This is a genomic window from Rhizobium sp. BK275 (genome assembly GCF_014193555.1).
Taxonomy (GTDB): Bacteria; Pseudomonadota; Alphaproteobacteria; order Rhizobiales; family Rhizobiaceae; genus Rhizobium.
Map to the genome: position 1 here is coordinate 337,390 of NZ_JACHZL010000005.1, position 21,391 is coordinate 358,780.

Annotated in this window: 20 protein-coding genes and 1 pseudogene; 7 read left to right on the forward strand and 14 right to left on the reverse strand. The window is 59.0% G+C overall.

Annotation, left to right across the window (positions count from 1 at the left end):
• From FHT82_RS17950 to FHT82_RS17960, 3 genes are all read right to left on the reverse strand, one after another.
• Nucleotides 1-1,008, reverse strand: coding sequence for an ABC transporter permease (locus FHT82_RS17950; protein WP_183733681.1), 1,008 nt, complete (start codon nucleotides 1,006-1,008; stop codon nucleotides 1-3).
• Between the two features lie 118 nt (nucleotides 1,009-1,126).
• Nucleotides 1,127-3,214, reverse strand: coding sequence for an ABC transporter substrate-binding protein (locus FHT82_RS17955; RefSeq protein WP_183733684.1), 2,088 nt, complete (start codon nucleotides 3,212-3,214; stop codon nucleotides 1,127-1,129).
• A 125-nt stretch (nucleotides 3,215-3,339) separates the two neighbouring features.
• Entirely contained in the window at nucleotides 3,340-4,806 is a 1,467-nt protein-coding gene (locus FHT82_RS17960) for an alpha-glucosidase/alpha-galactosidase (RefSeq protein ID WP_183733687.1), read from the reverse strand.
• Between the two features lie 214 nt (nucleotides 4,807-5,020).
• Between FHT82_RS17960 and FHT82_RS17965 the strand changes: the two genes are divergently transcribed.
• Nucleotides 5,021-5,896 carry an AraC family transcriptional regulator gene (locus FHT82_RS17965; RefSeq protein WP_183733690.1) on the forward strand — a complete coding sequence of 292 codons (876 nt, stop codon included), beginning with the start codon at nucleotides 5,021-5,023 and terminating at the stop codon, nucleotides 5,894-5,896.
• 224 nt (nucleotides 5,897-6,120) lie between these two features.
• Here FHT82_RS17965 and FHT82_RS17970 read toward each other — a convergent pair whose 3' ends face one another.
• From FHT82_RS17970 to FHT82_RS18000, 8 genes and pseudogenes are all read right to left on the reverse strand, one after another.
• The gene (locus tag FHT82_RS17970; protein WP_183733693.1) at nucleotides 6,121-6,459 is read right to left on the reverse strand and encodes a hypothetical protein; all 339 of its coding nucleotides are present in this window, start codon (nucleotides 6,457-6,459) and stop codon (nucleotides 6,121-6,123) included.
• A gap of 32 nt (nucleotides 6,460-6,491) precedes the next feature.
• Nucleotides 6,492-7,091: a hypothetical protein gene (locus tag FHT82_RS30405; protein WP_246698157.1), complete on the reverse strand. Its 600-nt coding sequence runs from the start codon at nucleotides 7,089-7,091 to the stop codon at nucleotides 6,492-6,494.
• 8 nt (nucleotides 7,092-7,099) lie between these two features.
• Nucleotides 7,100-8,431 (reverse strand): hypothetical protein, encoded by a 1,332-nt coding sequence (locus tag FHT82_RS17975; protein WP_183733696.1) that lies wholly within the window; start codon nucleotides 8,429-8,431, stop codon nucleotides 7,100-7,102.
• Nucleotides 8,432-8,547: 116 nt separating this feature from the next.
• Nucleotides 8,548-10,422 carry an adenylate/guanylate cyclase domain-containing protein gene (locus tag FHT82_RS17980; protein ID WP_183733700.1) on the reverse strand — a complete coding sequence of 625 codons (1,875 nt, stop codon included), beginning with the start codon at nucleotides 10,420-10,422 and terminating at the stop codon, nucleotides 8,548-8,550.
• Nucleotides 10,423-10,593: 171 nt separating this feature from the next.
• Nucleotides 10,594-10,941 (reverse strand): hypothetical protein, encoded by a 348-nt coding sequence (locus FHT82_RS17985; protein ID WP_183733703.1) that lies wholly within the window; start codon nucleotides 10,939-10,941, stop codon nucleotides 10,594-10,596.
• 259 nt (nucleotides 10,942-11,200) lie between these two features.
• On the reverse strand, nucleotides 11,201-11,689 hold the full coding sequence (locus tag FHT82_RS17990; RefSeq protein ID WP_183733706.1) for an MEKHLA domain-containing protein: 489 nt from the start codon (nucleotides 11,687-11,689) through the stop codon (nucleotides 11,201-11,203).
• A gap of 100 nt (nucleotides 11,690-11,789) precedes the next feature.
• The gene (locus FHT82_RS17995; protein ID WP_183733709.1) at nucleotides 11,790-12,590 is read right to left on the reverse strand and encodes a GNAT family N-acetyltransferase; all 801 of its coding nucleotides are present in this window, start codon (nucleotides 12,588-12,590) and stop codon (nucleotides 11,790-11,792) included.
• A gap of 345 nt (nucleotides 12,591-12,935) precedes the next feature.
• Nucleotides 12,936-13,071: pseudogene (locus tag FHT82_RS18000) on the reverse strand (cytochrome C oxidase subunit IV); the annotation flags it as partial.
• On the opposite strand from FHT82_RS18000, the gene FHT82_RS18005 reads away from it, so the two are divergent.
• A complete protein-coding gene (locus FHT82_RS18005; protein ID WP_246698179.1) occupies nucleotides 13,039-13,287 on the forward strand; it encodes a hypothetical protein in 249 nt (82 codons plus the stop codon). The pseudogene FHT82_RS18000 and the gene FHT82_RS18005 sit on opposite strands and share 33 nt — an antisense overlap.
• 84 nt (nucleotides 13,288-13,371) lie before the next feature.
• Here the strand turns inward: FHT82_RS18005 and kdgD are convergent, their stop codons facing one another.
• From kdgD to FHT82_RS18020, 3 genes are all read right to left on the reverse strand, one after another.
• Entirely contained in the window at nucleotides 13,372-14,292 is a 921-nt protein-coding gene (gene kdgD, locus FHT82_RS18010) for a 5-dehydro-4-deoxyglucarate dehydratase (protein WP_183733713.1), read from the reverse strand.
• 45 nt (nucleotides 14,293-14,337) lie between these two features.
• Nucleotides 14,338-15,318: a mannonate dehydratase gene (locus FHT82_RS18015; RefSeq protein ID WP_183733716.1), complete on the reverse strand. Its 981-nt coding sequence runs from the start codon at nucleotides 15,316-15,318 to the stop codon at nucleotides 14,338-14,340.
• A 66-nt stretch (nucleotides 15,319-15,384) separates the two neighbouring features.
• The gene (locus FHT82_RS18020) at nucleotides 15,385-16,095 is read right to left on the reverse strand and encodes a FadR/GntR family transcriptional regulator (RefSeq protein WP_183733719.1); all 711 of its coding nucleotides are present in this window, start codon (nucleotides 16,093-16,095) and stop codon (nucleotides 15,385-15,387) included.
• A gap of 122 nt (nucleotides 16,096-16,217) precedes the next feature.
• On the opposite strand from FHT82_RS18020, the gene FHT82_RS18025 reads away from it, so the two are divergent.
• Genes FHT82_RS18025 through FHT82_RS18045 form a run of 5 tightly spaced genes read left to right on the forward strand, consistent with a single transcriptional unit; the run spans nucleotide 16,218 to nucleotide 21,322 of the window.
• Nucleotides 16,218-17,813, forward strand: a complete 1,596-nt coding sequence (locus FHT82_RS18025) for an ABC transporter substrate-binding protein (RefSeq protein ID WP_183733722.1) — start codon at nucleotides 16,218-16,220, stop codon at nucleotides 17,811-17,813.
• Between the two features lie 15 nt (nucleotides 17,814-17,828).
• Nucleotides 17,829-18,857: an ABC transporter permease gene (locus tag FHT82_RS18030; RefSeq protein ID WP_183733724.1), complete on the forward strand. Its 1,029-nt coding sequence runs from the start codon at nucleotides 17,829-17,831 to the stop codon at nucleotides 18,855-18,857.
• Complete coding sequence (locus FHT82_RS18035; protein WP_183733727.1) at nucleotides 18,854-19,756, forward strand: ABC transporter permease; 903 nt, start codon at nucleotides 18,854-18,856, stop codon at nucleotides 19,754-19,756. Before FHT82_RS18030 ends, FHT82_RS18035 begins: the two co-directional genes overlap by 4 nt.
• Nucleotides 19,743-20,585 (forward strand): ABC transporter ATP-binding protein, encoded by an 843-nt coding sequence (locus FHT82_RS18040; protein WP_183733730.1) that lies wholly within the window; start codon nucleotides 19,743-19,745, stop codon nucleotides 20,583-20,585. The genes FHT82_RS18035 and FHT82_RS18040 overlap by 14 nt, the downstream gene beginning before the upstream one ends.
• A complete protein-coding gene (locus tag FHT82_RS18045) occupies nucleotides 20,585-21,322 on the forward strand; it encodes an ABC transporter ATP-binding protein (protein WP_183733733.1) in 738 nt (245 codons plus the stop codon). The genes FHT82_RS18040 and FHT82_RS18045 overlap by 1 nt, the downstream gene beginning before the upstream one ends.
• Nucleotides 21,323-21,391: the final 69 nt, after the last annotated feature.

The following is a 21,391-nucleotide window of genomic DNA, read 5'->3' on the forward strand; positions in this document are numbered from 1 at the left end:
TCAGGCTCCTCCATATTGACGGACCCGCGGATCGAGCATGGCAAGCAGCATGTCGGCGATGATATTGCCGACGATCAGCGTGGCCGACAGCACCAGCATGAAAGTCGCGGTAACGTAGACGTCACCGATCGCCATGGAGCCGACGATCGCCGGACCGACGGTCGGCAGGGCGAAGATGATCGCAGTCTCGATCTCGCCGGTCAGCATGTAGGGAAGTACGACGCCTTGATACATGACGAGCGGATGCAGCGCGTTCGGAACGGCGTGGCGCATGACGACCGCGCCGCCCGAAAGCCCTTTGGCACGCGCCGTCTCGACATATTGGGCATTCAGCGTATCGAGCAGATTGCCGCGCATGACGCGCATGTTGTAGGCGAGCCCGCCGAAGGTGGCGATCGCGACGACCGGCCAGACGTGGCTGACGAGATCCATGAATTTCGCCCAGGACCATGGCGCTCCGCCATATTGCGGTGAGAAGAAGCTGCCGATTTCCGTCACGTTGAACTGGAAGACGAGAAGGTAGACGATGATCAGAGCCATGAGAAAGCGCGGCACTGTCATGCCGAGGAAAGAGACGCCGGAGAGCAGGCTGTCGATCCAGCTATACTGGCGGGTCGCTGCCCAGATGCCGAAGGTGATGCCAAGGATGGACGCGAAAATGTGGCAGACCAGCGCCAGGGCCAGCGTGCGCGGCAGGCGCTCGCCGACCACGTCGGCAACCGGCTTGTTGTAGAACATGCTATAGCCGAAATCGCCCTTGGTCACGATTCCGGTGATCCAGTTGACGTACTGGACGACCAGCGGCTGATCGAGGCCATGTTCGATGCGGTAGGCCTGGGCCTGGGCATCAGCTTGCGCGAAGGAAGCTCCGCCCTGATTGATCAACTGCGAACGGATGTAATCGGCATAATCTCCGGGGGGTGCCTGGATAATCGCGAAGGTCACCACGCTCAGGATGAAGAGGACGGGGATCGCCGAGGCGATGCGCATGAGCAGGAATCGTAACATCAGACGGTTCGCTTCTCCTTGCCGCCAGTCGCTCGTCTCAGCGCGGCCGGCTTGTTGATTCTGACCGGCCGCGCGCAGCACGCGCGACCGGAAGCTCTTGTCGTTCGGGAGGGAGCTCTTAGTTTATCGGACCCTTGTCCCCGGGCTTACCGGGAAGCTGTTGAGGGAAGAGTTCGTATTTACCCTGCTTATCGGCAGCCACCCACACACGCTCGCGGATGACGGAATCCTCGGCCCAGTTGAACATCATGATCGGCGTACCCTCGGGAATGTTCGAGAAACGCTTGTTGATGATCAGCGCGCCCGGATATTCGGTCAGGCCGACGGTATCGACATGTTCTGTCGCCATCTTCTGGTACTGCTTCATGAGCGCGACGCGTTCGTCATTGTCCTGGCTCGTGCGGAACTTGTTGACGATGTCTGCAAGCTCCTTTTCGTAAGGCAAGAGGTCGAGCTGATTATCCTTGCCGGCGCGATGGTGCCAGCTGGTACGCGGGCCGACAGCGGCAAGCTGTTCGGTGTTCTGCACCACGGAGGCGAGCTCGGTTGTGTTGCGCTGGATCAGCCAGTCGAACTGGCCGGCATAATGCGCATTGTCCCGCTTTGGGCCATCAAGAGCATTGATGATGATCTTGATGCCGAGCTTTTCCATCTGCCCAACGACACCTTCGGCAAGGCTCTTGTCGGTGGTGTAGTCATTGTTGACGAGAAGCACGATCTCGACGTTCTTGCCATCAGCTGTTCCGGCCGGGAAGTTCACGAAGCCATCGCCGTCGGTATCCTTCAAGCCGACCTTGGCGAGCAGCGCCTTGGCACCCTTTAGATCGAAGGGATAGTAGACGGTCGAGTTGCGATCATAGAAGCTCGTGCCGGAGGAGAGGCCGCCTGCATAGATTGCCGTGAACGGTCCCTTGACGAGGGAGTCGCCGATCGCCTTGCGGTCGACCGCCATGGTTATGGCCTTGCGGAAGTCCTCATTGCGGTCGAGTTCGCGGATCGCCTGGCTACGGGCATCAGGATCACCCCAGCCATTGGCCGAGAGATTCATGCGCAGGTTGTAGCCGATGAGGCGCGGGCCGAAGGCGAGACGCGCTGGAGCGGTCTTTTCGGCGGCACGCTTCAGCGAGGCCACGAAGTTTTCCGGCTGTTCGAGGTTCGAGAAGTCGGCAGAACCGGCAACGGCCTGCACATCACGATCGGCCCAGGTCGAGAGCTTGTAGTGCAACTCGTTGAGATAAGGTAGCTGATTGCCCTTCTCGTCGACCTTCCAGTAGTAGGGGTTGCGGCGCATGACGATGATATCGTCCGGCCGGTATTCGACCGGTACCCAGGCGCCCATGACCGGCATGTTCATGAATTCCGGCGGGAAGGCGTTCTTGAACTGATCGTAGGTGTTCTTCGAATATTTCGGATGCTGGGGTTTAAGAATATGCGACGGACCCGGGCAGAAGTTCGGGTAAGCCATCGTATAGAGATACTGCTTCGGGAAGGCTTCCTTGAAGGTCCATTCGACCGTGTAGTCATCGATCTTCGTGAGTGTCGTTCCCTCGCCGAAGGCTTCCGGCGATGCGCCGCCACCGAGCGGAGAAACGTTCGGGTCGATGACTTCGTCTTCCCAATAGAACATGAGGTCATCGGCATTGAAGGGTGCGCCGTCGGACCACTTGGCACCTTCGATCAGGTGCATGGTCAGCTTGTGGCCGTCCTGCGACCACTCCCAGCTCTTAGCAAGGTTCGGCAACGGCTCAGTATCTTTGGCTTCCACCTGGAAGAGCGGTGCCGTGCGTGTCAGGCATTCGGAGAGGCCGATGTCTATGCCGCCCCAGCCCTGTGTCTGGCCGGCGCCATAGTTCCAGCCTTCCGGCCGGCCACCGATGACATGGCGCATCACGTCGCCATAGCCGCCGATACCGTCAGGCATGTTCTCGGTCTTGAAGACCATCGGTTCCTTGGGCAGGCGATCCTTGACCGCCGGCAGCTTGCCGCTGTCGACGAAGTTCTTCGTCACCCAGTCCGGCTCGTGATATTCGGGTAGCGCCTTGAACTCCAGGATGGAGTCGCGCGACACATATTTGATCTTGCCTTCCGCCGGGAACGCCGGCGGTGCCGGCGGTACCGTCGGCTCGGACGCATAGGCATTCAGGGCCGCGACTGAAACGCCAAGCGCCAGTCCTGCCAGGATGCCGATCTTACGGAAATTCGTCATCGTCTCTCCCTCTTGTTCCGGAGCGCTTGTACGCGTCTCCGCTTCTCCTCAAACGACGATGAAGGAAGCTTGTGCGCGGGCGACCTTCCTCCCGAAGAGCCGCCGCAGCCTCCCTCACCCTGACTTTAGACGGCCTGCTTCAGCGCCGCCTTTTCAACACGAAGCTCCTCGATGGAGCGGACATGGCGGCGCGCGGCCCCTTCCCACTCTCGCGTCTTCACCTTGGCATTCGCCAGCCGCTCCTTGGCAGCCGGAACGGCATCAGCATATTGTGGCAGCCAGCGTGCCTGGGCGACCACCATTTCATCGACCATCTGCCAGACCTCTTCCGGCGTCGAGACGGCACCGACCAGCGGATCGTGCAGCACCGCGAGCTTCAGGAGATCGATATCGCCGGAAATTGCCGCATGCACCGACATGCGCTGGACATTGATCGACGAGATGCAGGTCGCAGCACAGGCTTCCGGAATGGTGACGCCGGAGACCATATTGATGCCGAAGCGATCGACGAAGCCGGGCGACTCGATGATCGCGTCGGATGGCAGGTTGGTGATGACACCGGTATTCTTGACATTGAAGTGACCGCGATAGACTCGACCGGTTTCCAGCGCCTCGAGAATATGGCTTGCATGTTCGTTGGAGCGCTTGGCCGGATCGATCGGCTTTTCGGCTGAAGCAAGGAATTGCGGGAATTCCGTTTCGAACCAGTTGCGGGTCTCGGTCGAGTGGCGCAGATAACCGCCGGTTTCGCCATGGATCCAGTCGGACATGTCGATCCAGCGGGTGATTTCGTCCGGCCGCTTGCGGTACCAGGGCAGATATTCGGAGAGATGGCCGTTGCTTTCGGTCGAATAGACGCCGAAGCGCTTCAGCACGTCGATGCGCAGCTTTTCCTGCTGCGAATAGACGGGATGCGCCTCGAAAGCGGCGACCAGTTCGTCCTTGCCGATCTTGCGGCCGTTGAGCCGCAGATCGACGAACCAGGTCTGATGGTTGATACCCGAGCAGATATAGTCGAGTTCGCTCTGAGACTTCGCGCCGAGCACTTCGGCGATCTGTTCGGCGCCATGTTGGACGCCGTGGCAGAGACCGACCGTATCGACCTTGCCGTATTCGATGGCAGCCCAGGTGTTCATCGCCATCGGGTTGGCGTAGTTCAGGAACTTCGCGTCCGGTGCTGCGACCTCGCGGATGTCCTTGCAGAAATCGAGGATGACGGGAATATTGCGCTGGCCATAGAGGATGCCGCCGGCGCAGATCGTATCGCCGACGCACTGGTCGATGCCGTATTTCAGCGGAATGCGGATATCGTCGGCATAGGCTTCGAGGCCCCCGACGCGAACGCAGCTGATGACATAACGGGCTCCTTCCAGCGCCTTGCGGCGATCCGTTGTCGCCGTCACCTTCGTCGGCAGCTTGTTTGCTTCGACGATCTTGTCAAGAATTGCCTTGATCATCTGAAGGTTATGTTCGCTGAGGTCTGTCAGCGCGAATTCAATGTCCTTGAATTCCGGCACGCAGAGAATATCCGTGAACAGCTTCTTGGTGAAGCCGACGCTGCCTGCCCCGATAATAGCGATTTTGAAACTCATATCCTTCACCTCGATCCGATCAAGTGCTAGGGAGAAAGACAGCAAGGGAGGACTGGACGGCACGCTAGCGCATACCGTCTAAAAATACCAGAAAATGGTGTTTATATTCCTCCCGGCCATTCTTTCGACCGCGATCTCTTCCTCTTGTGAGACGGGATTATGCGCATATTCGCAGGAGCGGCCAGAGAAGGATTATGCTTTCGAGGGTAATTTTGTGCTGCAGGATTTGATCGCCAACGGCCAGTCGATGAGAACCGTTTCGCTGCCGCGCGGACGCCAGCGCCTGCATGCGATGCCAACAAGCGCCGGTTACGAGGTGCGTGAAAACGAGACCTATGACTGGGACGGCAGAAAGCGTGGCCAGACGCCTTTCACGGTGCTGCAGCACACGATCAGCGGCACCGGCCACCTGCGATATCAGAACCGCAACTACAAGCTCCAAAGTGGCGATACGATGATGGTGCTCGTGCCGCACAATCATCGCTACTGGCTCGAAAAGGGCGAACGCTGGGAATATTTCTGGATCTCGATGAACGGCGAGGAGACGCTGCGCATCCACCAGATGGTGCTGGCCCTGGCAGGCCCGGTCTTGAAGCTGCAGCAATCGACCATCGATCATCTGGCCGATTGCAGCCTGCGCCTCGTCAAGGGTGCGAACACCCCCGGCTCAGCCTCGGCGATTGCCTATGAAGCCGCCATGGCACTTTACGACGATATTTTCGGTGCGCCCGCCTTCATGGCCGAGCAGAGCGCGATGCAGCTCGTGATCGACCATATCAACGCCAATCTGGAAAAATCGCTCCCGGTCAGCGAGCTTGCAGCGATCGTCGGACTGAGCCGCGCCCATTTCTCCCGCAGCTTTGCCGAAAGCGAGGGCGTGCCGCCGGCCGAATATGTCCTGCAGCAGCGGCTGCAACGCGCCGCGAAGCTCTTGACCAAGGCCGACTTCCTGCCGGTCAAGGAAGTCTCGATCATGTGCGGCTTCGAAGACGCCAATTACTTCGCCAAGGTTTTCCGGCGCGTCTACGGCATCACGCCGACTGAATTTCGCACGACCGGCATGTATGCGAGTATCGGCCGCAGCCGATGAGGGAACGGTTGAAGATAGAGAGTAGCCTACAGCTGATGCCCTGGGCCAATCGGACCTGCGAAATCCAAAACATAACCACAGTGGTACCGAGGAGCAGATCACCTTTGGAGGTGGCGCCTTCGTCCGATGGTCCGCACCTACCTCTGCGACACGCAGACTGCACGTCGAGATTGTAGGTCGCGAAATTTTGGACCGTCACCCGAATTAGGGTGAACTGTCGCCAATCAGACGACCAAGAAACCTTCATAGGTGTCCTTGACCTGATTGTTCAGTTTTATCGCAACCCATAAGGGCTTTTTGGGGTCGGTCGGTTTAAGGCCAAACGCCGGCTTGGCAACGACTGGCCACACCTTGTCCGTACTCACCACCTTGTCATCAGGAAGTACTTCCACGTCAACCTTGTCGCTGCCGTCCTGCTTGGTCGATATATACACGACCATATCCTGAACGAACCCGCTGCCGCCGAGTTTAAAATAGGTACTTTTAAAAGTTGGCGCTTTCACAGGCTCGTCGCTCAGATACTTGATTTTAATCTCAGGCTGAGCTGCAGATTTATCCGGCATGTTAACCTCCCTTGTTCGTCCGTATCCGCAAATCAATCACTGTCGCCTGATCTGCGAGGTATGAATCCACCTGATCTTGACATCACTCCGCCGGAGCGGGACAAGGCTCCACCCGATCTGGACATTCCACTCGCCATTCCTCTGGGATCAGCGGAGACTTCGGCCGAGAGCAGGATCTGCTCGAAGGTTCCCGTTTGGGCATCGAGTCTCATCGAAAGATCGCTCTTCTCATAGATCCAGACCCTAATATCCTCGGCGAGAGCTCCGATTTGGGAACTGAGGCCTGTTAGCGCACTTGCACCGGGAGATCGGTACAGTCTCTCGTATTCGATATCTCCATCGGCGTTCCTCGGAGGGGAATTGTCCGGATCCATGCCGCCGCCGTGAACAAGCAAGATTGCTGGCCTTGCCAGTTCAATGAAAGTTCCCTCGAAAGAGAAAGCGTAGATCCGCGCAAGTGTCGCGCTCGGCTCAGCGAGTTGATTCCTCAGGAAATTGTTCGCACCTGCTTGAGGTGGGCCTAGAGGTCCGGAAGTAGCGCCTCTGAGGACAACGTCTTGAAGTTCACGCCCGAACAGATATACAGATGATATACTAAGCAAGTTTTCCTGGTGCGCCACTTTTTCCTCCATCAACCTGACTATTGACCGATACCTGATCTCGACAGCAGAAATTTCTCGCGATAGCTCATCTTAGGAAGCTCCAGATAATCTATCGGCAGCAAAATTCGCCCGGAATGGATATGGCTGCGATGCTTGCCGCCCTTCAGATGCACGCCGGCGTGCAACTCGCCGATCGCCCTTTGCCTGAAATTTCGGGTGATGATCCTGGCAAACTGACCGTTGCTTTCATGCCGCTCGACAGCAAGCATCGTTTCCGCGACATCGCCATAATCCAGAAAGTCGGGAGCAAGAGCCCAGAGCGTTTCCGCCAAATAAATGCCGGCAATGTCTCGTGCCTCAATCAATGCCCCGACGAATCCGTCTGCATTCCGCTCGAAGGCGCGATCGAAAGCGTACTGTACAGACGCCTCAACGGTCGGATCGAATTCGGCAATATCTGCCAGATCTTCAACAGCCCGCGAGATCAGGCCGCGCGCGACCAGTCTCTCATGAAAGATATCGACGAGGATATCGAATATCGCACCGGTCAGCGGCTGTGAAAGCTCGTGCTCATCCTTCCAGCCATGCGCGAACTCGTCCATCGTCCGTTTGTTGTTTGCCGAACGTATCTGACGATGCGGCGAAAACTCCGAGAAGCGCGAGAGGCGATTGGCTCGGTACAGATTACCGTGCGTCTCCTCGAGAACGTTGTCGATCACGGACGGAAAATGCATGGCTGCGATCAGCGACACGCAATCCGAGAAAGCCTCCTGGAAACCGAGATACTCCGGATATTCGGCTCCCGGGTCCGGCACGCCCAAGACGCTGAAGATGATCGCGTGCCCTACTTCATGGGCAACGACGTCGAAATCCAGGCTGAAGGGGAGGATGCTCCCATCCTTCTCGAACTGACTGCCCACTTCGAGGAAGCCGTAGCCATATTGGGCGTTGTCCCATTGCGGCAGGATCGAGATCTCCAGACGGTCATAATGATCGCGGAAATGCCAGGTGATCGGCTGACCGAGATAGCGTTCCCACACATCAAGCGTGAAACGCACGCAACCGAAAACATGCGCGGCTTCGAAGCCGGGCATCGAAGGCCGCAGGTAGTCGAAATTGCCCCGCGCGTCAGGCGTGGCCGGCTCGATGATCCTTCCGGTCCAAGGCGGCAGATACATAAAAGGCGTTCCGAGCGGTCCCCGGTTCACACCGTAGGGACCGACCTTCCCGACCGGCTCCACGACAAACATGCGATCGTCGGCCGGGCCAGCGGTCAGGCTGCCCGACGGCGACGACACTTCCACAATCTCAGGTCTTGCCCGAGCATCTTCAAATGGAGGCTGCACAAAAAGTCTGAACCGGGTGCCCATCCGCTTCCCCTCAATAGACTTTCATGAATGCCAGTTTAAGTTGATCTTCGCTGCGCGCAGAAAATTTAGCAAGTAATAAAATAGGGCTAGAAATATCCGCTGCCCCGCCGCAGGTTTTATTCAGATAAGTCGAGCAGGTTCAAATAACGCGGATGGTTGCGGATGGGGTCGAGGTCGGAATCGTTCTTGAACCACAGCCGCATCTCGACACCAACCTGGGGCATCCATACTTCAAGCAGATCTATCGCCCTGTCGATCTCGCCGAGCAGCGAATAGGTGCAGGCGGCATTGTACTGAATGTTGATGTCGGTGGGATCAGTCGCGAGCGCGCGCGCCAACCATTCCAATGCCTTACCCCCTTCACCGAGAAAGGCCAGCGCCGTTGCGCCGAGGCAGGCGGCATTAGCGTTCTCCGGATGAAGCCGAAGCTCCTCCTCTGCCTTCTTCAGAGCGATCCGGGCATGCGTACTGGCCTTATCCATTTGCCCGAGTGAGCGGAAGACGTTCACAAGCATGATCGGCGCGCCGTAGTCGGTCGGCTTGATTTCCATAGCGCGCTGAAAATACGTCGCCGCGAGTTCGAACTGACCGTCGGTGACGCAGAATTCGGCATAGTATCTGTTGGCCTCATGACAATTCGCGTCGAGCGACAAAGCCTGTACGAATGCCGAAATTGCCGCGGCGCGATTGCCGGCCACCGCCAGAGCAAACCCCTTGGCCGCATGGGCTTCTGCCAGATTGGGATCGATCGTCAGCGCTGTTGCGGTATTGGCGAGAATATCCTCCACTGAAATCTCCGCGCCGAACTGAGAGCGCAGGCGCGCATCGCAAACCGCAATACCGGCATAAGCGCGGGCATAGCCCGGATCCAGTTCGATGGCTCTGGCGAAACTCTGCCTGGCCATCAGGTGATTGGAGCGCGAGGCGATGTGATAGTATTCGCGACCCCTGAGGAAATGCGTATAAGCTTCGACATTTCCTGTCGGCGCCTGCTCGATTGCCTTCTTCTCCTCCGGGAGCAGCTTGACCTTCAGTTGCTCGACGATCGCCTTCAGGATCTCGTCCTGCATTTCGAAAATATCGGTGAGTTCGCGGTCGTAGCGCTCGGCCCAGACATGACCGTCGCTGGCCGCTTCGATCAGTTCTGCATTGATCCGCACATGGTTGCCTGCCTTGCGGACGCTGCCTTCCACGATATAGGCAACGCCAAGTTCGGCGGCGATGCGCTGCAGGTTTTCGCTACGGTTTTTCCAGGCAAAGACGGTATGGCGGCTCAGCACGAAGAGGCCTGAGACGTTCGACAGGTCGGTGATGAGATCCTCGGTGATGCCGTCGCTGAAAAACTCCTGCTCCGGATCGTTGCTGATATTGGCGAATGGCAGGATTGCAAGCGACGGCCTGTTGGCGGGCGCCCGTGTGTGGCCGACCGCGGCAAGCGGAGACGCCTCGACGGAAGCGATATTGCCCCAATCGGCAAAATAGACGTGGACCGGACGGGCAATGTTCTTGACTGTCACCGCGCCCTGGTCTGCGAAATCGATGTCGAGCTTGTTTGCGACTTCGTGGCGCACGGCCGCTGAACAGGCTATACCGCCAGGAGCTGCAAGGGCTTGCAGCCGGACCGCCACATTAATGCCGTCCCCATGAAAGTCGTCCTCATCGAAGACGATGTCGCCCAGATTCAAGCCTATTCGGAACGAAAAATGCCTGTCCGGCGGAATTCCGGTATTGCGCTCCAGCATGCCACGCTGGATTTCGACCGCGCAGCGTGCAGCGCTCAGCACGCTGCCGAACTCGACCAGGAAACCATCGCCCATTACCTTGATGATATGCCCGCCATGGGTTGCGACAGCAGGATCGAAGAGCTCCCGGCGATGTTGACGAAGGGCATTGAGCGTGTCTTCTTCGTTCGCCTCGAGGAGGCGGCTGTAGCCCACCACGTCGGCAGCCAGAATAGCCGCCAATCGACGTTCAACAAGCTCAGCGCACATGCCCGTCTCCTCAACGCGCTGGTGGCAATACTTCTCAATTCTAGCAGCTAACCAGCGATGTTGCCGGACGATTGTATTACTGACAACTAAAATCTCTCTCTGCCGCCCAAGCGGCAATTAACACCTTCCACATTTGATCGTTTGGCTAGAATTTTACTGTGCCGGCACGCCCTATCCCAACATCTGCATCGACCCCAAGCCCAGAATATCGTTCAGCAACGCGATCCCCATTCCAATCGCCACGATGACGAGGCCAATCAGGAACAGTCGCCGCGAGCGGTCGTATTTTGCTGCGATCAAGGAATCCCGCGCCAAGAGGTCAGCGAACACTTTCACCTGGAGCGCGATGCCAATGGTGAGCAGCACCATCGGCGCAATGTCGATGGTGCTCCAATCGTTGGGGTTCGACACCCAGCGACCGATGAAGCTCAGCGAAAAGCCGAGAATGATCCCCGCAGCCGTTAGAGAGCCGTTGCGGAACGTCGCGTCGATCTTCTCCTCTGGATCGGGCTCTGGCATCTCGCTTCTCCGGATGGTGTTTCTACAAAGAAAGGCAGAAGTGACTGAGATGGGCAAGGCTTCTGTGTTCAGAAGCTTATCCGTCACGGCGAGACCGCTGACGATGCGCTCACTGACCGCAACAAGGCACACGAGCCGACAAAACCGACCGTTCGATTGCTCCTCCCCGATCGATGCCGGACCCGCTGGAGTCAGGATCATACGCGGTTGGAACTGTGAGGCGTTCCGGCAGCAATTCGATCGAGAAAGCCCGGCATAACTACCCAGCACCGTCGATGATTTCGGAGGGAGGGACCTCAACCCACTTTGAGAATGTCGCAGCCTGACCGAAATCCTGCCCTTCCGCGTTGCGGAGCTGCCAAACTATTCCGTCTTCCATCCAGAAGCGGCTCCCCGATTTTGTGACCCGCATGCCATGATAGCCCGTCATGAACCCGTTTTGCGTCACCGCATCGAGTAACGCCTGGCGCGCTCCACGCTCGCTGGGGCCAGCCGACAGCCGGGATTGCAGCTTTACGAACTCGCTCCAGCTATACCCGAACCGCCTCTGTGCTGCGCCATTGGCATAGACGAAGACGGGATCCGGCGCGCTATTATGGGCAAGAACCACAAAAGGGGCATCGCCGTAGAGCCACTCCGGCCCCCGATCCTCGGGCACGAGAGCTCTGCCGACAAGGCGCCGGAAACTGCCTGTGAGGAGTTCAAAGAATTCGGGATCGTTCGGGTTCAGTTCGCCGTTCAACTGCATCTCGTCTCCTTCTCCAATGCGGCCGATGTGCAGGCCTTTGTTCCCATCTAGTCAAGGGATATGGCACCGGTGCGGCAAGTCGCACCGGTGGGAGCCGGCCCTAATTCGGCAGGAGGTAATTCTTGCGGATATAGCAAAGCTTGAAGCCTGCCTTGGTCAGGTTTCCAAACGATATGTTCGGCTGCCCCTCCTGAGGTTGGGCCGTCTCCACAGCGAAGAGAGAAACACCCTGCGCGAGGCCCTCGTTCAACCGAGCATTGATCAGCGCCTTTTGCGCGCCGCGATTCCGGTATTCGGCAAGTGTCGTTCCGCCTCCCAGCCAGGCGCATCCGTCCTCGATGAACATCGCCCCTGTACCGACCGGCGCCCCCTCCAACTCCGCAATGAAGCAGGCCCAGCCCTTCTTTCCGACCAGGCATGACCACAGCGGCTCAAGCCCGGTCGGGAAACCAAAGCCGGCGCACATCAGCTTCCCGAAAATCGCGGCGTCATCGATACCGGCCAAGCGCGTGCGCACAGGCCCCTCGATTGCAAGCGGAGCCGATGGGGCAGGTCGCGCAAGTTTTACCCAGGCACCGTTTTCAACCAGTCCCTTATCCAGTAGCCATCCACGCAGCTCATCGGACGCAGACGCTTCGCTGATCTGGACGTGCCGCCTGCCCGTTTTGGTCTTCATCCAGTCGACTGCGACATTAAGTTTATCTATGTCATTCAAAGCAAAAACACGATTGAGCCCAATGGCGGGCGCCGACGGCAGCGAAATGGCGCAGCCATCATCCAACGGCATGCAGTCGAACTCGACACTGCCCTTAAAAGGTTGAGGCGTTATCCTGGCCAGGTCAACGAAAGCCCTGGCTTCGATCATCTCTTCCCTGGCAATTCTATCGCTTGAAATACTCAACTTATTTCCTCTTTTTACTGACGGGTCGCTGAACCGCAAACTCAAGGTCAATGACAAAGCCTGGGCGCGACCTTCAGGCAGAGCCTTTTTTGGTGTTCTTCAAGCGCTTGTCTTCGGAGCGGTCGTACTGGGCGTTCACCAAGACATCCTTGCAAGAAGCGAGGAGTACCGGAACTTTAATCACAGTGGGCTGGCAGCGACGCTGATTGAGAATGCGCCGTCGCTTACTTCAAACTGACTGACGCAGTGACAGCTTCTATTGTTTCGTCGTTCTGTCGTAAGCTCCTGCGCGTTGTGGAACAACAAGATCTCAGCCATACGGAGCTCTCTCCCGACGATCGGTATCTATTGCGTGGCACCGAAGAAGGCAAGCCTGGTGAAGATCATGTAATCCGCTTCCGATACCATCAGGGCGACAAAAAATCAGCACCAGCCGTTCCCAGGCCATGTGCATGAAGACGGCGACGATCAGGCCGGTGCGATGATGGAAGCCTCCGTCGCTTCCTTTGTCGGCTATGGAAAGCCGCTCGACGAAACCGATCTCGCCCGTTACCGGACCATCACTGACAAGGCGGGCATTCCGGTCATCGCGCCAAGCCAGAGGAAATTTGTGCCCGATGATATGCAGAGGCTGAAGGTCCTGGGTATCGCGCCTCTGCTCCGGTCATCGTTACTGGCACGACGCCCGAGAGCATGAGAGCGGCGGTGACGCCAATCGTCGCGCCAGCGCGACGGTAGCGCTGACTGGACGCCGGCCAGCCAGCCCAACGCCGCCGCGGTCTTACTCCGCGGCCAGTCTTGCCTGGTCGTTAGCTTCGACAATCGCCTGCAGAACGGAAAGCTCCTCGGCCGAAAGGTCCGTGAGAGGAGCCCGCACGGTGCCCGGATCGCGGCCGATGACCTTCAGACCCGCCTTAATGATGGAGACGGCATAGCCCTTCTTCCGGTTGCGCAGCGCGACAAAGGGGAAGAAGAAATCCTTGAGGATTTGATCGACGGTCTTCTGATCGCCTGCCTTGAGCGCCTTGTAGAAGCGTTGCGAAAGGGCCGGCACGAAGTTGAAGACCGCCGAGGAATAGGTGGTAACACCGGCGGCGAAATAGGCCTGCGCATAGACTTCGTGGGTCGGCATGCCGCCGACATAGACGAGCCGGTCGCCGATCTTGGTGGTGATCTCGATGACACGATCGACATCGCCGACGCCGTCCTTGAAGCCGATGAGATTGGGGCAGTCGCAGAGCCGGGCAATGCTGTCGGCCGACAGGATCGCGTTATCCCTGTTGTAGACGATCACGCCGATCCCGACCGACTGGCAGACGGCCTTCACATGGGCGACGAGTCCGGCCTGCTCGGCAAACATCAGATAGGGCGGAAGCAGCAGCAGACCATCGGCCCCGGCCTTTTCCGCAGCGCGCGCGATGTCGATTGCAAGCGACGTGCCATAGCCCGTGCCTGATATGATCGGTGTTTTGCCTGCGGCAGCCTTGGCGGCGCGGATGACGGCGGGGATTTCGGCCGGATTGAGGGAGAAAAATTCGCCCGTGCCGCCGGCGGCAAAGAGTGCGCTGGCTTCAAAACCGGCAAGCCAGTTCACATGGTCGCGATATGCGGCTTCGTTGAACTTGTTCTCGCTGTCGAAATGCGTCACCGGGAAGGAGAGGAGGCCGTCGCCCACGGCTTTCTTGATGGCGTTGGGATCCATGTTGAATTCCTTGAATAATTGCTGATTTGAAGGTGAGCGCCTTGCTCACATATGACCGGCTTTCATCGCCTCGAGCACCGCGGCGATGTAGCCGTAGCAGAAGCTGAAGGCGACGCCCGTCGCGTCGCGGCCGCTGATGCGCGGCACGTGGTCCGGCATGACCATGTATTTGTAGCCGACCTCCCGATAGATCTTCAGCGACCGCACCATGTCCATGTCGCCTTCGTCGGGGAACGTTTCCATGAAAGAGAGCTTGCCGCCGCTGATGTTGCGGAAGTGCAGGTTGAAGATCTTTCCGCGCGTGCCGAACCAGCGGATGATGTCGTCGATCTCCTCACGCGGATTGTCGAGCATCTCGCCGATCGAGCCCTGGCAGAAATTCAGGCCGTGATAGGGGCTCTCGCGCATCTGCACGAATTTCTTCAGCCCATCGACAGTGCCGAGGACCCGCGTGACGCCCCGATAGCCCGGCGGCGTATAGGGATCATGCGGATGGCAGGCGAGGCGCACCCTGTTGCTTTCGGCAACGGGTACCACGCGCTCGAGGAAATAATCGATACGTTCCCAGTTCTCGTCCTCCGACAGGACACCGGCAAGGCCGGGTGCGGCCTGCTGATCGGCCTTGTCCCAGCGAAAGGCCTCGTTCAGCGAGCCGCCGCGGCCTTCTTCAAGCTCCGTGCGCGGAATGCCGATGAGGTTGAGATTGTATTTCGCGGCAGGGATCCCGGCCTTTGCGCAGTTCTCGATCATCCGGCAGACGGCATCAATCTGACGGTCACGTTCCGGTCCTGCCAAAAGGATGTCGGGATAGGAGGCATTTTCGATCGGCTTGGAGGGCAAAGGAAGCTGGATCATGTCCAGCACGAGACCGAAGCTCTCCACATGATCACGATGACGCTCGAGATCTTCCAGCGTCCAGCTCGACGGCGCGCCCGGCGGATCGGCCGAAATATGCTTCACGCCCAGCTGGGCAAAAACGCGAAAATCATCATCGTCCCGCGCGGCGACCTGGGTTCCCAAATACACTGCCAATCTCCCGATCATTCAACTCACATCATATGACATAATATGAATTCTCGAGGTTGTCGAGCTTCATTGCTGCTCCGCAAGCATCCGATATCGTCGTTGACTCGCAATCATATGCGCCCGCATGGCCTGCCGCGCCCGATCGGGATCCTGCTCGGCAATGGCCGCCAGGATCTCTCCGTGCTCCGCATGGACCTTTTCAAGATAGGCGCGATCATTGGCTTCCGGCAGGGTTGGGAATTGTCCGCGCGGGATTGCGCGTGGCCCGAAATGGCGCAAGGCGTCGATATAGAACCGGTTGTTCGAGGCACTGGCGATAGCGGTATGGAATTCGTAGTCAGCATCAACAGTGGGCTCGCCGCTCTCGATAAGCTGGGCCATTTTCCGGTGGGCAAGCCTGATTGCCGCCTCCTGTTCGGCCGTTCTGCGATAGGCCGCAATGGCCGCCGCCTCCCCTTCCACAGCCATGCGGAACTCCAGCAATTCCAAGGTTTCCGGTATGCTTTTGACCTCGACGGGCGTCAGAATCAGTCCGCCATGCGCCTTGGGATCGGAGACGAAGACGCCCTTGCCTTGAACAGGCCGCACGAAGCCAGCGGCACGCAGGTCGGCGATCGCTTCGCGCACGACCGTGCGGCTGACGCCGAAAGCCGCCTCAAGCTGAGGTTCGGTCGGGAGCTGGTCTCCCTCGCGAAACTTTCCCGTTTCGATCTGCATGCGCAGCTGGTCGATGACCTGCTGCGCCAAGCGCTGTCTGCCGCGCGTGCCCGCTACCATTCCATGGCTCCCCATTTTATCCGCCCTCGCCCGCATGGCGCTTGCAAAGCGCGTCGAAAAATCATAATACGACATACGGGCGACATATTATGTCTAGTATAGTAACTCAGGGAGGAGTTGCAATGAAGCATTTTTCCAGAAGCCTGTTCGTCGGTGTCGCATTCTGCGCGCTGACCCTGGCAGCGCCGGCACTTCGGGCGGCCACGCCCGCCGATCAACTGGTGATCGGCACCTCGCTCGCGCAAGTCCTTTCGCTCGACCCGCAACAGGCGACGGAAGCCAAGGCCAACGAGATCATGTCGAACCTTTACGATCGGCTCGTCGCATCGACGCCCGACGGCAAGATCGTGCCGCAGCTTGCCGAGAGTTGGCAGGTCGATGACAAGGGGATCACGTTCAAGCTACGGGATGCGACCTTCGCATCCGGAAATCCGGTAACCTCCAAGGACGTCGCCTATTCGCTCGGCCGTTTGCTGAAGCTCGATCAGGCCGCGGCCGCCAACCTGAAGCGCGTCGGCTACACGAAAGACAATGTCGATCAGCTGGTCAAAGCCGTCGACGACAGGACCGTACGCATCGATCTCTCCGGTGAGGTGACTTCGGAGCTTCTGCTTTATCGTCTGGCCATGGTCGTTGCGAGCGTCGTCGACAGCGTCGAAGTCCAGAAACATGTCGCCAATGACGACTATGGCAACGCCTGGCTGCGCACCCACTCGGCCGGCTCCGGACCCTTCACGCTGAACCGCTGGACGCCCAACGAACTCGTCATTCTCGACGCCAACAAGGACTATGTCGCCGGCGCTCCGAAGATGCGCCGTGTCATTGTCCGTCATGTTCCCGAAAGCCAGGTCGAGCGCCTGATGCTGGAACGCGGCGACATCGACATAGCGAGCGCGCTGACCGCGTCGGATCTCGCCACCTTCGACAATAAGAAGGGCTTCGAGATCCAGCGTGTGCCCACCGGCGGTTTCTACGTGCTGTCGATGAATGCCGGCAACAAATACCTGTCGAACCCGAAAGTACGCGAAGCCATTGCCTACGGTATCGACTACAAGGGGATCGAAAAGACGATCATGGGTCCCTACGGGCGGGCGCGTGCTGTGCCGGTCCCGGAAAACTTCGAATACGCGATCTCAAGCCCCGACTGGCACCTCGATGTCGCCAAGGCGAAGGAACTTCTCGCCGAGGCCGGTTTCAAGGATGGTTTCACCGTCAATCTGAAGACTATCGCGCAGACGCCCCGCATCGATCTTGCCACAGCGATCCAGGCTTCGCTTGCTCAGATCGGCATCAAGGTCGACATCCAACAGGGCAACGGATCGGACATCATCGCGGCCCACCGTGCGAGAAATTTCGACCTCCTCATTCCCCAGACGGGCTCCTACATGCCGAACGTGCTTGGGGCGATGGAGCAGTTCGCCTCCAACCCCGATAATTCTCTCGAGGCAAACAACGCCGGCAACTTCGTCTGGCGCTCGGCCTGGGACATTCCCGAACTCACGGCTCTGACGGCGAAGGCATCGCTCGAACCCGATCCGAAGAAACGCGGCGAACTCTACATCGAGATGCAGAAGATGTTCGTGGATCAGAAGCCCGCGGTCTTGCCGATGTTCGAACGGTTCGAGCCCATCGTGCTGAGCAGCAAGGTTCAGAACTATGTCGGCCATCCGAACCAGACGACGCGCCTTGAGGCTGTCACGAAAGCCGAGACCGATTAAGCAAGGTCGCCGATCATGAAGGAACTCTCCGTCAAGGAACTGGCGCGCCGGGTGGGACACCTGGCCGTCAGCCTGTTCATCCTGCTGTGCGTCACCTTCGTGATCGGCCGCGTTCTTCCCGCCGATCCGGTCGGAGCGATCGTCGGCGAGCTTGCGGACCCCACAGCCTACGCCGCCATGCGCCAGAAGCTTGGTCTGGACCTGCCGATGTACCAGCAGTTCCTGATCTACTTGAATGGCCTGGCGCATGGCGATTTCGGAACGGCGGTGCTGACAGGCAATCCCGTCTCGTCGGATCTTGCCCAGGCATTTCCCGCAACCTTCGAACTCGCCACCCTGGCGATCCTGATCTCAACCTTCGTCGGCGTTCCGCTCGGGCTGATGGCGGCGCTTTTTAGAGATACATTTATCGACAAGATCGCCCGTATCGTGGCGCTTGTCGGTCATTCAATTCCGGTTTTCTGGTTCGGGATCGTCGGCCTGGTGATCTTCTATGCCGGACTGAACTGGGTCGGCGGTCCCGGGCGTGTCGATGTGTTCTACGAAGGCATGGTGACGCCGCAGACGGGGCTGCTGCTTATCGACAGCTTGCTGCAGGGAGAGACGGAGATCTTCTGGAATGCGCTTAGGCACATCATCCTGCCGGCCGTCATCCTCGCCTATGCCGCCATGGCCTATATCACCCGCATGACCCGCAGCTTCACCCTTGAGCAATTGAGCCAGGACTACGTGATCGCCGCGCGCGCCAAGGGTGTCGGTCCGGCCCGAACCGTCATCAGTCATGTCCTGCCGAACATCGCCGTCCAGTTGATCACCATTCTGGCGATTTCCTATGGCGGGTTGCTGGAAGGCGCCGTCGTGACCGAGATCGTCTTTTCCTGGCCGGGAATCGGCCAGTACATGACGAACGCGCTGATGATCGGCGACATGAACGCCGTCGTTGCCGCCACCATCATCATCGGCTTCATCTTCATGTTCCTCAATTTCCTGGCGGACATCGCCTATGCGATATTCGATCCGCGGACGCGGGAGGCTGTGCAATGAGCGATGCAATCCAAACCGATCTCACGGTACGTCCGCCGAGCCTTCCTGCCCGGATTGCCGCCTCCACGATGCGGATCATCTCCAGGCTGGGACAGGAACCGCTCGGCATGGTGGGGTTTATAATCCTGGCGATCCTTTGCGTCGTCGCGATCCTCGCACCCTTGCTGGCACCCTACGATCCCAACATCCAGGTCCTGTCGGACGCGCTGCAACCGCCGAGTGTTGCTCATTGGGCGGGCACCGACGAGTTCGGTCGCGACATCCTGAGCCGGCTGATCCACGGAACGCGGATCACCGTCCAGACGGTGCTTTCGATCTCGCTGATCGTCGGTCCGATCGGTCTTTTGATCGGTGTCGTCGCAGGCTTCTTCGGCGGTCGCACCGATGCGCTCTTGATGCGGGCGACAGATATCGTCCTGTCCTTCCCCTCACTGATCCTGGCGCTGGCATTTGCCGCCGCGCTCGGCGCAGGGCTGACGACGGCGATCATCGCCATTTCACTCACGGCATGGCCGCCCATCGCGCGCCTGGCGCGCGCCGAGGCACTGGTCGTCAGGAATGCCGATTATGTTGCCGCAGCCCGTCTCTATGGCGCCTCGCCATTGCGCATCCTGTTCGTCTACATCGCCCCCATGTGCATTCCCTCGGTGATCGTACGCCTGACCTTGAACATGGCCGGCATCATTCTGACGGCAGCCTCGCTCGGCTTCCTTGGATTGGGCGCGCAACCGCCGGCGCCTGAATGGGGCGCGATGATATCGAGCGGCCGCAAGTTCATGCTCGACTATTGGTGGGTTGCTGTCATGCCGGGTCTCGCCATTCTCATCACCAGCCTTGCCTTCAACGTCGCAGGCGACGCGCTTCGCGACATTCTCGACCCCCGTCATGCCAGATCCTGATATGAAGCCAGTCCTGTCCATCGAAGACCTCAATGTCAGCTTCGGCAAAAATGCCGTGCCTGCCGTTTCCCATGTCAGCTTCGACGTCGGGCGCGAGCGTGTCGGCATCGTCGGCGAGTCCGGCTCGGGAAAATCGACGACCGGCCGCGCGATCATGCGCCTCCTGTCGGCAGGCGCCACCGTTTCGGCAAAGCGCCTCGACCTCGACGGCAGCCCGCTCCTGTCGCTGTCAGAGCGGCAGATGGGAAAGATCCGCGGCAAGGATATTGCATTGATCATGCAGGACCCGCGCTATTCGCTCAATCCGGTGCTCACCGTCGGCAAGCAGATCGCCGAAGCGGCTCGCCTGCATCTCAACCTGCGTGGTGCAGCGGCGACCGCAGCGGCTAAAGCCATGCTCGAGCGCGTCCGCATCCGGGACGCCGAGCGTGTGATGGCGCAGTATCCGCATCAGATATCCGGCGGCATGGGTCAGCGCGTCATGATCGCGATGATGCTGCTTGCCAAGCCGAAGCTGGTCATCGCCGACGAGCCGACCTCGGCGCTTGATGTCAGCGTGCGCAAGGACGTGCTGACGCTCCTGGACGAACTCGTCCGCGAAAACGATTCCGGATTGCTGCTGATCAGCCACGATATCCGCATGGTCTCCGCCTTCTGCGAGCGGATCATCGTCATGTATTCCGGCCGCATCGTCGAGACGCTGACGCGGCTGGAAGATGCCAGCCATCCCTATACGAAGGGGTTGATCGCCGCGATGCCGGATCCCAGGCATCCGGTCCGGCGGCTTGCTGTCCTCGACCGCTCGAAAATCGACCTGGAGAAAGCGTGATGATCGAAGTGCGCGACCTCAACGTCACATTCTCCTCCGGCAAACAGCAAAACCATGTCGTCAAAGACATCAGCTTCAGCGTCGCGCGCGGGGAAACGCTCGGGATCGTCGGGGAATCCGGCTGCGGCAAGTCCACTGTCCTGCGATGCCTGTCAGGCATGGAAAAAGGCTGGTCAGGCGAAATCGCGCTCGCCGGCCGGACGGTCGGCAAGTCGAGAAGCCTCGATGAGCTCAAATGCGCCCAGATGGTGTTCCAGGATCCCTACGGCTCGCTGCATCCGCGACACCGGATCGGCACGGCACTTGCCGAGCCCTTGCGGGCAATGGGCAGACAAGACATCTGGCAAACCGTGGAACGCTCCCTTCGCCAGGTCGGCCTGCCGAGTGCATTTGCGAACCGTTTTCCCCATGAACTTTCCGGCGGCCAGCGCCAACGCGTTGCCATCGCACGCGCGCTGATCCTCTCCCCGCCGGTCCTGCTTCTCGACGAGCCGACCTCGGCGCTCGATGTGTCGATCCAGGCAGAAATCCTGAACCTCCTGGCAGACCAGCGCGACGAGCGGGGGCTGACCTACGTGCTCGTCAGTCACGATCTCGCCGTGATCGCCCATATGTGCGATCGCGTACTGATCATGAAGGACGGCCGCTTCATCGATGAACTTTCGAAAAGCGACCTCGAAACCGGCACGACCCACGAGGCGTATTCCCGCGAGCTGTTCGAAGCCAGCTTCATGTAGCCGGATCGCCGTGGGAAACCTCTGCAATCATGCCGCTGAAAAAGATGTGATCGCAAAGCGGTGCATACT